The sequence below is a fragment of the Pseudomonas sp. JV449 genome (assembly GCF_032424295.1).
Classification (GTDB): domain Bacteria; phylum Pseudomonadota; class Gammaproteobacteria; order Pseudomonadales; family Pseudomonadaceae; genus Aquipseudomonas; species Aquipseudomonas marginalis.
This window is the reverse complement of sequence record NZ_VYKD01000031.1, coordinates 18,765-31,365: the sequence shown is the minus strand read 5'-3', so window position 1 is coordinate 31,365 and position 12,601 is coordinate 18,765. Positions and strand designations below refer to the sequence as shown.

Below are 12,601 nucleotides of genomic sequence, written 5' to 3'. Positions count from 1 at the left end.
ACGTCCAAACGGACGTTGGCCTTGCGGTGCCTGCATCAGCCGCGGTGACGGCCGCGGAAGTAGTTGATCAGCCCCTGGGTCGAAGCGTCTTCGGCCAAGGTTTCTTCGGCGCCGGTGAGGCGATTGTATACGCCCTTGCCCAGCTCCTTGCCCAGCTCCACGCCCCATTGGTCGAAGGCGTTGATGCCCCAGATCACGCTTTGCACGAACACTTTATGTTCATACATCGCAACCAGGGCGCCCAGGCGACGCGGGCTGATGCGTTCAACCACGAGCGTGTTGCTCGGACGGTTGCCCGGGATCACCTTGTGCGGTGCCAGCTTCTGCACGTCGTCTTCCGGGATGCCCTTGTCGCGCAGCTCGGCTTCGGCTTCGCTGCGGGTCTTGCCGAGCATCAGTGCCTGGCTTTGGGACAGGCAGTTGGCGTACAGCCACTGATGGTGGTCGGACACCGGGTTGAAGCTGACGATCGGTACGATGAAGTCGGCCGGGATCAGTTGGGTGCCTTGGTGTAGCAACTGGTGATAAGCATGTTGGCCGTTGCAGCCGACGCCACCCCAGATCACCGGGCCGGTGTCGGTGGACACCGGTTTGCCGTCCTGGCGCACGCTCTTGCCGTTGGATTCCATGTCCAGCTGTTGCAAGTGCTTGGTGATGTTACGCAGGTAGTGGTCGTACGGCAGGATCGCATGGCTCTGCGCACCCCAGAAGTTGCCGTACCAAACGCCCAGCAGGCCCAGCAGCACCGGCATGTTCTGTTCGAACGGCGCGTTCTGGAAATGCTGGTCCATGGTGTAGGCACCGGACAGCAGTTCCTTGAAGTTGGACATGCCGATGGCCAGGGCGATTGGCAGGCCGATGGCCGACCACAACGAATAACGGCCGCCCACCCAGTCCCACATCGGGAAGATGTTTTCTTCGCGGATACCGAAGGCCACGGCGGCCGCGTTGTTGCTCGACACGGCGATAAAGTGGCGGTACAGCTCGGCTTCCGAGCCACCCTGGGCCAGGTACCAAGCGCGGGCGGCCTGGGCGTTTTTCAGGGTTTCCAGGGTGTTGAAGGATTTCGACGAGACGATAAACAGCGTGGTCTCGGCGCGCAGCTTCATGGTCAGCTCATGGAATTCGCTGCCATCGATGTTCGCCAGGTAGTGGCAGCGCACGCCTTTGTGGGCGTAGGACAACAGCGCTTCAGAGACCAGCTCCGGGCCGAGGAACGAGCCGCCGATGCCGATGTTCACCACATCGGTGATCGGCTTCTCGGTGTAGCCACGCCACAGGCCGTCGTGGATGCGGCCGACCAGGTCGGTGATCTGGTTCAGCACCTTGTGCACGTCCGGCATGATGTTCACGCCATTGACCGACAGCTTGTCGCCCACCGGGCGACGCAGGGCGGTGTGCAGGGCAGGGCGGCCTTCGGAGGAGTTGACCGGCTCGCCCGCATACAGCGAGTTGATTGCGTCTTTAAGACCCACTTCGTTGGCAAGGCCCACCAGCAGGTCGCGGGTCTCGCCGGTGATCAGGTTTTTCGAGTAATCGAGGAAAAGTCCGCAGCTGCTCAAGGTGAACTGGGAAAAGCGCTGGGGATCGGCATTGAACGCTTCGCGCATGCTGAAATCCTGCATGGCTTGGCGATGTTGGTTGAGCGCTTGCCAGGCGGGCAGAGCGGTAACGTCATGAGGGGTGCGGTAGTACGCCATCGCTGCGGGTTTCCTTTTATTACGGGGACTGCCTTTAGGACACTTCAAAGCCCGGAACATCCAGTCTTATCTCAAGGATTGGGTTCCAGACAGCGCTAACCATAGCGCAGGGCGATTACATTAAACCTAGCGTGTCGATATGTCTTGGCTTTGTCTGCGCTGTGGCCGGTACTTTTTTATACCGGCACAGCGATCAGGGCAATCGGCGGGGTGTTCAGAGGGGTCAGTCGAGGGTCAGATGCAGGTTGTCGATAAGGCGGGTCGTGCCTAGGAAGGCCGCCACCAGAATCACAATATCCCGATCCTCCGCCGTAGCGGCCCGCAGGTGCAGGCCCTGGCGCACTTCGAGGTAATCCAGGCGCAACCCGGCAGCCTCGATCTGCTGCACCTGTTCGGCACGCAGCCTGGCGAAGTCGTGATCACCGCTTTTGATGGCTGCGGCAATCTGGCTGAGGCTGCGGTACAGCACCGGCGCGATCGCACGTTGTTCTTCGCTGAGAAAACCGTTGCGCGAGGACAGCGCCAGGCCATCATCGGCGCGTACGGTGGGCTCGCCGATAATCTGGATCGGCATGTTCAGGTCATGGACCATGGCACGAATCACGGCCAGTTGCTGGTAGTCCTTCTGGCCAAATACAGCCATGTCCGGCTGGACCATGTTGAACAATTTGCTGACCACGGTCGCCACGCCTTCGAAATGCCCGGGACGGCTGGCGCCGCACAAGCCTTCGGACAATTGCGGGACGCTGACGCGGGTCTGGCCGGTCATGCCGCCGGGGTACATCTCCTCGACGGTTGGCGCGAACAGCAGGTTGCAGCCGGCCTGCAGGAGCTTTTCCTGATCGGCGGCCAGGGTGCGAGGGTACTTGTCCAGGTCTTCGCCGGCGCCAAATTGCAGTGGGTTGACGAAAATACTCGCCACGACAAAGTCCGCCTGCTGCACAGCCTTGCTGACCAGGCTGGCATGTCCGCTGTGCAGGTTACCCATGGTGGGCACGAAGCCGATGCGTTTGCCGGCCTTGCGGGCGTGGGCGACGGCGGCTCTGAGTTCGCGTACGGTTTTTACGGTGTTCATGCAGAGAATCCGTGTTCGGCGCCTGGGAAGGTCACGCCTTTGACTTCGGCGACGTAGGCACTCAATGCCGCGTGGATGCTGTCCTGGCCAGTCATGAAGTTCTTCACGAACTTTGGCACGCGGCCGGTAATCGACAGGCCGAGCATGTCGTGCAGCACCAGCACCTGGCCGTCGGTGGCCGAGCCCGCGCCAATACCGATCACCGGCACCTTAACGGCCTGGGTGATTTCTGCCGCGAGTTCGCTGGGCACGCATTCGAGCAGGATCATCGCGACGCCCGCCTGCTCCAGGGCGATGGCATCGGCGCGCATCTGGCGCGCCTGGGCTTCGTTGCGGCCTTGCACCTTGTAGCCGCCGAGGATGTTCACGGACTGTGGTGTCAGGCCCATATGTGCACAGACCGGCACGCCGCGTTCAGCCAGCAGGCGAATCGACTCGGCGAGCCATACGGCGCCCTCTACCTTGATCATGTGTGCACCGGCACGCATCAGTTTGCCGGCGTTCAGGAAGGTCTGCTCGACGGTGGCGTAATCCATGAACGGCAGGTCGGCGATGATGAATGCGCCGTCGTTCCCGCGCTTGACGCTGGCGGTGTGGTAGGCCAGTTCATCGGTGGTGACGGGCAGGGTGCTGTCATTCCCTTGAAGGACCATGCCCAGGGAGTCGCCTACCAACAACACTTCAACCCCGGCCTGGCAACTGGCGTGGGCGAAGGTGGCGTCATAGCAGGTGAGCATGGTGATTTTTTCACCTTTGAGCTTGAGGCTCTGCAAGGTGGTCAGGGTAATGTCTGGCATGAAAAGGGTCCTCGTTCAGGCGCTTGGAAACAGCGAGTAACGCGCGTGAGTCTTCGTTTATACAGGCGCACTGTCTTGAGAGCAGTGCTTATAAGGCCTGGATTGCGCCCTTCATTGCCGGGTTGGCGGCAGCGGGACGCCTATAGTCGTGAGGAGGACACGGGAAGTCAATTGGATGTGTTACCGCATTGTTACGATGGCGGTGTTACCGCTGTTACTGACGCGATTCAGCAACCGGGAGCCGTTCCAGGCCGACAAACGGGCAGGCTTCAAGCAGGGCGCTGAGGCGCTTGCCATCCGGCAATTGCAATGCGGCAGGTGCCAGTTCGGCCAGCGGATACAACACAAATGCACGCAGGTGCATCTGATAGTGGGGCACCTTCAGGCGCGGTTCGTCGATCAGGCGATCGCCAAACAGCAGAATGTCCAGGTCAAGGGTGCGAGGGCCCCAACGCTCCAGGCGCTCGCGGCCGTGGTCGTTTTCGATGGCTTGCAGCGCGTCCAGCAGGTCAAGTGGCGCAAGGCGGCTGTCCAGGGCGGCAACTGCGTTGGTGTAGCGCGGCTGGCCCGGGAGCAGGGAGTCACTTTGGTAAAAGGCGGACACACCCGCGACGCAAGTGTCTGGCAATTGCGCCAGCGCTTGGATAGCGCTGCGCAATTGCTGGTCCGGGGCTGCCAGGTTGCTGCCCATGCCGATGTAGATGCGTTCCACGTTTATTCGCCCGCAGCGCCCGAGGCATCGGCAGCACTGCGTTTGCGCTTGGTGCCGCTGCGACGACGCTTCTTCGGCCCTGCGCCTTCGCCATCACCCTTGCTGCCGAGGTCGCGAATCATGTCGCGGCGTTGGCTGTCATTGGCATCCTGATAGTCGGTCCACCATTCGCCCAGGCCGTCGGTCTGCTCACCGGCGCTTTCACGCAGCAGCAGGAAGTCGTAGCCGGCACGGAAGCGCGGGTTGTCCAGCAGCAGGTCGGCACGCTTGCCGCTGCGGCGGGGCAGGCGTTCCTGCATGTCCCAGATCTCGCGGATCGGCATCGTGAAACGTTTCGGGATAGCAATGCGCTGGCACTGTTCGGCGATCAGCTCGTGAGCGGCTTCCTGCATGGCCGGGATCGGCGGCATGCCACGTTCCTGCAGACGCAGTACGCGCTTGGGCAGGGCCGGCCACAACAGGGCGGCAAACAGGAACGCCGGCGTGACCGGTTTGTTCTGCTTGATGCGCAGGTCGGTATTGATCAAGGCTTCGCTGATCAGCGTGTGGGTATAAGTCGGGTTGTACTCCAGTGCTTCGGCGCTGGCCGGGAACAGTGGGTCGAACAACTGCAAGTCGACCAGCATTTCGAAGGTGTCGGCGGCGTAGCCGGAGAGGAACAGCTTGAGCACTTCTTCGAACAGACGCGCGGACGGGATTTCCCGCAGCATCGGTGCCAGCTCGCGTATCGGTGCGGCGGTGTGTTTCTCGATACCGAAGTTGAGCTTGGCGGCGAAGCGCACGGCCCGCAGCATGCGCACCGGGTCTTCCTGATAGCGCTGCGTCGGGTCGCCGATCAGGCGGATCAGGTTATTGCGGATGTCGTGTACGCCATTGGCGTAATCGAGGATGCGTTCGCTGACCGGGTCGTAATAGAGGGCATTGATGGTGAAGTCGCGGCGCTGTGCGTCTTCTTCCAGGGTGCCATAGACGTTGTCGCGCAGGATGCGCCCGCTCTCGTTGCGGGAGGACTGATTGGTGTCTTCCTCTTCATCGTTTTGCGGGTGGCCGGCACGGAAGGTCGCGACCTCGATGATTTCGCGACCAAAGTGGATGTGCACCAGCTTGAAGCGGCGACCGATGATTCGCGCATTGCGAAACTCGGCACGCACTTGCTCAGGCGTGGCACTGGTGGCGACGTCGAAATCCTTAGGCGTGATATTGAGCAGCATGTCGCGTACGCAACCGCCCACCAGGTAGGCCTGGTAACCGGCGTTCTGCAACCGTTCGACGATATTCACCGCATAACGGCTGAATTGAGCGCGCTGCAACGAATGCTGGCTGCTGTTGAGCACTTCAGGCGTGCTGCGTTTGTGTTGCGTACGACGCAAGGGAGAACGGAATGACTGGAACAACTTCTTCAGCATGGGATGCACTGTTTGAAGGAATGTTCGGCCATAACGAAGAATGACCGCATGATGGGCGGGGATTCTAGCATTTAGTCAGGGGATGGTGTAGGAACAAGCTTCGGCGTTGCGCCATAAGCCTTAAATCGTCAAATCCCGGAAACTACAAGGGGAGCCGAAGCTCCCCCAGAAGTAGTTGCGTGCTCTATTTTTATTATTGATTTCGGGCTTCTTGTTTTTGTTGATCGCCCTCGCCATGAAGCTTCACCTTCATGACCCTCCCAATCGGGAGTCAAGAGCAAACGGATTGCTTTGGTCGCTGTGTTGCTGATCTACGATCCAACCAGTTCAGGCTCTGCCTTAGGGCAGTTTTTGTTGTTCTCGGCCTGGTTGCGGGGCAAGCCCCAAATGCAACGCCTCTCCAAAAGAATCAGTTAGCTGCGCCTCCGCCGTGTTGTTTTTGTTATGCGTGAGTCGATTCGTCTTATTTTTATTGTCTTGTACAAAGCTTGTTATTGTTTTTGTACTAAGCATATAGCAGGGTGCGTGCCAACTTTTGCGACGCCCAGCAAAACCGGGGGGTTGAGGTGTTTTTTGGTTTTTGACGGGCGAAAAAAAGCCGGGGCTTCGTTACCGTAAGCCCCGGCTTTTGTTACGCGAAATATCCGCGGTAACAGTTTTTTCACATCTGAGGGTGTTACCTGTGGAGGCGCACCCTCAGCTTTCGCTGGCCACCCCGGTCTTGCGCCGTGGAATGCCCAGGCGCTGGCGGCGTTCCCACAGGCACTTGCGGCTCACGCCCAGCTTGCGTGCCAGCTCGGTCTCGGTCATGTGGTCCTGATGCTCAAGGACGAAATGCTGGAAGTAGTCTTCCAGTGACAAATCTTCCGTCGGCTCATGGCTGGTATTGCTGGCGCCGCCCTGTGTCGGGGCCAGGCCAATGAAATCGTCATCTTCCAAGTCACTGAGCTCAATATCGATACCCAGCAGCTCGGCGGAAATTTCCGGGCTTTCCGACAGGATCACTGCACGCTCGACCGCATTCTCCAGTTCCCGCACGTTACCCGGCCACGAGTAATGCCGAATCGCCTGCTCGGCGTCCGGCGCGAACGTCAGGTCGGTACGGTTGATGCGTGCACTCTGGCGCAGCAGGAATGCGTTGGCGATCTCATTCACGTCGGCACCGCGCTCACGCAGGGCCGGCAATTTGAGCGCGATCACGTGCAGGCGGTAATACAAGTCTTCACGGAACTGACCGATCTTGGCCAGGCTCTTGAGGTCGCGGTGGGTGGCCGCGATCAGGCGTACGTCAACCTTCTGCGATTGCACCGAGCCTACACGTCGAATCTCACCTTCCTGCAGCACACGCAGCAGTCGCGCCTGGGCCTCCAGCGGCAACTCACCGATTTCATCAAGAAACAGCGTCCCGCCGTCCGCCGCTTCCACCAGGCCCGCACGCCCAGCGCTGGCGCCGGTAAAAGCGCCTTTCTCGTGGCCGAACAGTTCGGACTCGATCAGGGATTCGGGGATCGCCGCACAGTTCACCGAAATCATCGGCGCCTTGGCGCGTTTGGACAGGTTGTGCAGGGCGCGGGCCACCAGTTCTTTACCGGTGCCTGACTCGCCCTGGATCAATACATTGGAGTCGGTGGGCGCGACCTTACGGATCTTGCCGTACAGGTCCTGCATCGGCGGGCAGGAGCCAATGATGCCGATTTCGCCGTTGCTGTTGTCGACTCCCGGTTTGTCGGCGCCGTTGGTGGCCTTGCCGGCGGGGCGCTGTTCGGCAGGCGCGCTGCTGGCAGACTGGCGGTCGCGCAGGATGCGGGCCACGGCCTGGAGCATTTCATCGTGGTCAAACGGCTTGGCAATGTAGTCCACCGCGCCCATTTTCATGGAATCAACCGCCGAGCGCAGGCTGGCATAGCTGGTCATGATCAGCACCGGGGTGCCCTGGCCAAGCTTGATCAGCTCGGTGCCCGGTGCGCCGGGCAGGCGCAGGTCACTGACAATCAGGTCGAACGTGGGGATGCTGAAACGCTCTTGTGCTTCCTGCACCGAGCCGGCTTCGCTGACCTGGTATTGATTACGTTCAAGCAGGCGACGCAAGGCAGAGCGGATAATGGTTTCGTCTTCGACGATCAAAATGTGCGGCATTGATTCAATTCTCTCGACGGTCTCAGTTCACAGCGGACGTCGCTTCGACATGACGCGGCAAGGTCACCCGAATACGGGTGCCGCGTTGGCTTTCGGTGTCAGCCGGGCTGTCGATGGTGATTTGTCCATAATGCTCTTCAACGATGGAATAGACCAGTGCAAGGCCCAGACCGGTACCTTCACCCGGGTCCTTGGTGGTGAAGAAGGGTTCGAACAATCGGTCCATGATGTTCTGTGGAATACCGCTGCCTTCATCTTCGACGATCAGATCGACGGTATGTTCGAAAGCCTCGGTCTTGACGCGTACCGCACCACCGGCCGGGGTTGCGTCACGGGCGTTGGACAGCAGGTTGATCAGCACTTGGGCCAGGCGTTGTGAGTCGCCGTCGACCCAATGGTCGGGGTCGCACAAGTTGAAGAACTGTACTTCGAAATTGCGCCGGTTCAAGGCGAGCAGCCCAATGGCATCCTGGGCCACTTCGGCCAGGCATACGGCCTCATCCAGATTCTGATGGCCGCCGGCATGGGCAAAGCTCATCAGCGACTGCACGATGCGCGAGACGCGTTTGGTCTGTTCGAGGATCTGGCCGCTGATTTCGATGATTTCGCCGTCTTCCTCACGCTCTTCCCGCAGGTTTTGCGCGAGGCAGGCGATACCGGTGATCGGGTTGCCGATTTCGTGGGCCACGCCCGCTGCCAGGCGACCAATGCTGGCCAGGCGCTCGGAGTGCACCAGCTTGTCCTCGAGCATCTGGGTTTCAGTCAGGTCTTCGACCAGCAGAACCAGGCCGCTGTTACCGGGGGCCAACGGTTCATCGATCGCGGCTTTGTGCAGGTTGAGCCAGCGGGTCTGGCCGTCGAGGGCCAGGTGCTGTTTGTGCAAGTGCTCGTCGGGCAGGTTGATAAAGCCCTGGAGCAGTTCTTTCCATGGATCGCCCAGGGTATTCAGGCGCGAGCCCACCACCCGTTGCGCGGCGATGCCGGTGAGTTCTTCCATGGCCTTGTTCCACATCAGGATCTCTTGATCCTTGGCTAGGGAACACACGCCCATCGGCAGTTCCTGCAGGGTCTGGCGATGGTAACGGCGCAAGGCGTCGAGTTCGGCCGCCAGGCCGGTGAGGCGCGAGTGGTAATCCTCCAGCCGGCTCTCGATGAAATGGATGTCTTCGGTGACGTAGTTTTCGCCGCCGGCCTTGTAGGGCAGGAAGGTTTCCACCATGTCCTGGGACACGCTGGGGCCCATCAGGCCGGACAGGTTGGCTTCGATGCGGTCGCGCAGGCGACGCAGCGCATACGGGCGGCGCTCGTCAAAGGGCAGGTACAGATCGCGCAGCGCCTGCTCGACTTCCTTCTGAGCCGCCTTGGCGCCGAGGGGCTTGGCCAGTTGCGTGGCGAATTCCTGGGGCGAGGCCGCGTGCAGTTCGCGGCGTTGCGGGCGACGCACGTTATCCACCGCGCACGCCTCGGCGGCGCTGGTCTCTTCCGGGCTGGCATTGGTGAACAGTGAGATCAGGGTGAACATCAGTACGTTGGCGGCCAGCGAGGCAATCGCCGCCATGTGCCAGCTGGTGTCGTCCAGCACGTAGATCATGTTCAGCAGCGGAATGTAGAAACCCTGCAGGTTGCCGACCAACGGCAGCAGCATGGTGACGATCCATACCAGGATCCCGGCCAGCAGCCCGGCGATAAACCCACGGCGATTGGCGGTCGGCCAGTACAGCACCGATAGCACCCCCGGCAGAAACTGCAAGGTGGCGACAAACGCGACAATGCCCAGGTTGGCCAGGTCTTGCCCGGCGCCGAGCAACAGGTAGAACCCGTAGCCGGCCATGATGATCGCGACGATGAGTGCGCGGCGCGTCCATTTCAGCCAGCGGTAGATATTGCCTTCGGCGGGCGGCTGGTACAGCGGCAGCACCAGGTGATTGAGGGCCATGCCCGAAAGGGCCAGCGTCGTGACGATAATCAGCCCGCTGGCAGCAGACAAACCGCCGACATACGCCAGCAGCGCCAACGCCGGGCTATTGGCGGCGATACCGATACCCAGGGTGAAATACTCGGGGTTGGTGGTAGCCCCCAGTTTCAGGCCGGCCCAGAGGATCAGCGGCACCGCAAGGCTCATCAACAGCAGGAACAGCGGCAAGCCCCAGCTGGCGCTGACCAGCGAGCGCGGGTTGAGGTTCTCGGTGAAGGTCATGTGGTACATGTGCGGCATTACGATCGCCGAGGCGAAGAACACCAGCAACAGCGTGCGCCATGGGCCTTCCTGCAGCGGCGTGTGCAGGGCGGCGAGGGCGGTCTGGTTTTGCAGCAGCCACAGCTCCAGCTGTTGCGGGCCGTCGAACACGCCATAGAGCGCGTAGAGGCCGACGCCGCCGATGGCGATCAGCTTGATCACCGATTCGAACGCAATCGCAAATACCAGCCCTTCGTGTTTCTCGCGGGTGGCGATGTGGCGTGAGCCGAAGAAAATCGTAAACAGGCTGATCAGCGCACAGAACGCCAGGGCGACCCGGTGTTGCACCGGCTCGCGGGTCAGGATGCTGATGGAGTCGGCCACCGCCTGGATCTGCAGGGCCAGCAAGGGCAGCACGCCGATCAGCATGAATACCGTGGTCAATGCCCCGGCCCACGTGCTGCGGAAGCGGAAGGCGAACAGGTCGGCCAGGGACGACAGCTGATAGGTGCGAGTAATTTTCAGGATCGGGTACAGCAGCACCGGTGCCAGTAGGAATGCACCTGACACCCCCAGGTAGCTGGAGAGAAAGCCGTAGCCGTATTGATAGGCCAGGCCGACGGTGCCATAGAACGCCCAGGCGCTGGCGTACACGCCGAGGGACAAGGTGTAGGTCAACGGATGGCGAATGATCGCCCGCGGAATCATTCCGCGCTCACTGATCCAGGCGACGCCAAACAACGCGGCCAGGTAGGCGGCGCTGATCAGCAGCATCTGAGTGAGGCTAAAGCTCATCGGCATCTTTTTGGCTCTGCAGGATGAAGGTCACGACGATCAGGATCAGCCACAGCAGATAGGGGCGATACCAGGCGCCCGTGGCGTCGATCCACCAATCCATGATGGCGGGGGAAAACAGGTAGATCCCGACGACCAGCAGCAGGACCAATCGATAGATGTACATGTTGGCCTTTGATTGAGAGTGCGGTAATGCAACGGTTTTCTGTAGGAGCGAGCTTGCTCGCGAAGGGCGCTAACCTAAACGCGTACATCCTGGATAAACGTGTTGCCTGGGAGTTTTTCGCGAGCAAGCTCGCTCCTACGCGATGGTAACGGATGGCTGGCAGGCTGCAAGCGCCTTCAGCGTAATTGCGCTTCGGCCAGGGTCAGTGTGCGTGGGATCCTGCTGGCATCCCAGTGCACAATGCCCCAATCCAGCAACTCCCGTGGGCTGGCATGAAGCAGTTCGTCGCCAGGCTGCTGGCCAAGGGCGCGCAGGGCTCTCAATAGCAGCGGCGTGGCCTGGTCGGGATTCAGCGGCGGGGAACGATAGGATTTGCCCAGCTTGTTACCGTCCGGCTGGACGATCAACGGTACGTGCAGATAGCGCGGCTGGCGCAGGCCCAGCAACTCCTGCAGGTACAGTTGGCGTGGCGTGGAGTCGAGCAGGTCGGCGCCGCGCACGATATCGGTAACCCCTTGCCAGGCATCGTCGAGCACCACGGCCAGTTGATAGGCGTAGAGGCCATCGCGGCGACGGATGACGAAGTCGCCGACGTCACGGCCCAGGTGTTGTCGGAATTCTCCTTGTGCGCGGTCAGTAAAGTGGTACTCCAACTCGGGAACACGCAGGCGGATGGCGGCGTCCTGCTGGTCGTGACCGGCATTTCGGCACAGGCCTGGGTAAATCCCGTCGTAGGGCTCCAATTGTTTACGTGAACAGGTACAGGCGTAGGCCAGGCCGTGGTTGAACATATCGTTCAGTACCTTGGCGTAGGCGTCATGCCGCTCGCTTTGTCGGACCAGTTCGCCATCCCACTCAAAGCCGTAGCTCTCCAGGGCATGCAGGATTGCCGCCTGGGCGCCGGGCTCTTCGCGGGGAGGGTCGAGGTCTTCCATGCGCATCAGCCAGCGGCCTTGATTGGCGCGGGCATCGAGGTAGGAGGCGAGGGCGGCGACCAGGGAACCGAAGTGCAAATGGCCGCTGGGCGTGGGGGCGAAACGCCCGATATAGGTAGAGGCAGTCATGGGCCGGATACTACTGGAAAATCGGTAAATCCCAGAAACAAAAATGGGGCGTTCGCACGCCCCATTCGTTCAGCTCGGCTGGATCACTTGCCGACCTGTTTTTCCTTGATTTCAGCCAAGGTCTTGCAATCTACGCAGAGGTCCGCAGTAGGACGGGCTTCCAGGCGACGGATACCGATCTCGACACCGCAGGATTCGCACCAGCCGTATTCTTCGTCTTCGATCAGTTGCAACGTCTTGTCGATTTTCTTGATCAGCTTGCGCTCGCGATCACGGGCGCGCAGTTCTAGGGCGAACTCTTCTTCCTGGCTGGCACGGTCTGCCGGGTCCGGGAAGTTGGCCGCTTCATCCTTCATATGGTCAACCGTGCGGTCGACTTCCTGCATCAAGTCCTGCTTCCACTGCTTCAGGATTTTGGAGAAGTGCTCGCGCATGGGCTTGCCCATGTATTCCTCACCCTTCGATTCAACGTAGGGTTGGAAGCCGCTGATGCTCTGTTGCTTTGCTTGGGTGGACATGAATAGACCGCCTCTCACTCTTCTAATCCATTGCGCAGGATTGCAACGTCACCGAC

10 protein-coding genes are annotated in these 12,601 nt (G+C 60.7%); all 10 read right to left on the bottom strand.

Going from position 1 to position 12,601, the window contains the following annotated elements; genetic code table 11:
* Window positions 1–35: 35 nt before the first annotated feature.
* Window positions 36–1,700, bottom strand: a complete 1,665-nt coding sequence (gene pgi / locus F6S08_RS26875; protein ID WP_027605377.1) for a glucose-6-phosphate isomerase — start codon at window positions 1,698–1,700, stop codon at window positions 36–38.
* Window positions 1,701–1,923: 223 nt separating this feature from the next.
* Window positions 1,924–2,775: a pantoate--beta-alanine ligase gene (gene panC / locus F6S08_RS26870; protein WP_074847624.1), complete on the bottom strand. Its 852-nt coding sequence runs from the start codon at window positions 2,773–2,775 to the stop codon at window positions 1,924–1,926.
* On the bottom strand, window positions 2,772–3,572 hold the full coding sequence (gene panB / locus F6S08_RS26865; protein WP_065925304.1) for a 3-methyl-2-oxobutanoate hydroxymethyltransferase: 801 nt from the start codon (window positions 3,570–3,572) through the stop codon (window positions 2,772–2,774). Before panB ends, panC begins: the two co-directional genes overlap by 4 nt.
* Before the next feature lie 214 nt (window positions 3,573–3,786).
* Window positions 3,787–4,284 carry a 2-amino-4-hydroxy-6-hydroxymethyldihydropteridine diphosphokinase gene (gene folK, locus F6S08_RS26860; RefSeq protein ID WP_137212044.1) on the bottom strand — a complete coding sequence of 166 codons (498 nt, stop codon included), beginning with the start codon at window positions 4,282–4,284 and terminating at the stop codon, window positions 3,787–3,789.
* Between the two features lie 2 nt (window positions 4,285–4,286).
* Entirely contained in the window at window positions 4,287–5,690 is a 1,404-nt protein-coding gene (locus F6S08_RS26855; RefSeq protein WP_027605381.1) for a polynucleotide adenylyltransferase PcnB, read from the bottom strand.
* Window positions 5,691–6,386: 696 nt separating this feature from the next.
* The gene (locus F6S08_RS26850; RefSeq protein ID WP_065925302.1) at window positions 6,387–7,826 is read right to left on the bottom strand and encodes a sigma-54-dependent transcriptional regulator; all 1,440 of its coding nucleotides are present in this window, start codon (window positions 7,824–7,826) and stop codon (window positions 6,387–6,389) included.
* 22 nt (window positions 7,827–7,848) lie between these two features.
* A complete protein-coding gene (locus F6S08_RS26845) occupies window positions 7,849–10,803 on the bottom strand; it encodes a sensor histidine kinase (RefSeq protein ID WP_027605383.1) in 2,955 nt (984 codons plus the stop codon).
* Entirely contained in the window at window positions 10,787–10,963 is a 177-nt protein-coding gene (locus F6S08_RS26840; protein ID WP_003176118.1) for a hypothetical protein, read from the bottom strand. Before F6S08_RS26840 ends, F6S08_RS26845 begins: the two co-directional genes overlap by 17 nt.
* A 176-nt stretch (window positions 10,964–11,139) precedes the next feature.
* Window positions 11,140–12,027, bottom strand: a complete 888-nt coding sequence (gluQRS, locus tag F6S08_RS26835; RefSeq protein ID WP_065947694.1) for a tRNA glutamyl-Q(34) synthetase GluQRS — start codon at window positions 12,025–12,027, stop codon at window positions 11,140–11,142.
* 83 nt (window positions 12,028–12,110) lie between these two features.
* Window positions 12,111–12,545, bottom strand: a complete 435-nt coding sequence (dksA, locus tag F6S08_RS26830) for an RNA polymerase-binding protein DksA (protein ID WP_005791430.1) — start codon at window positions 12,543–12,545, stop codon at window positions 12,111–12,113.
* Window positions 12,546–12,601 lie beyond the last annotated feature (56 nt).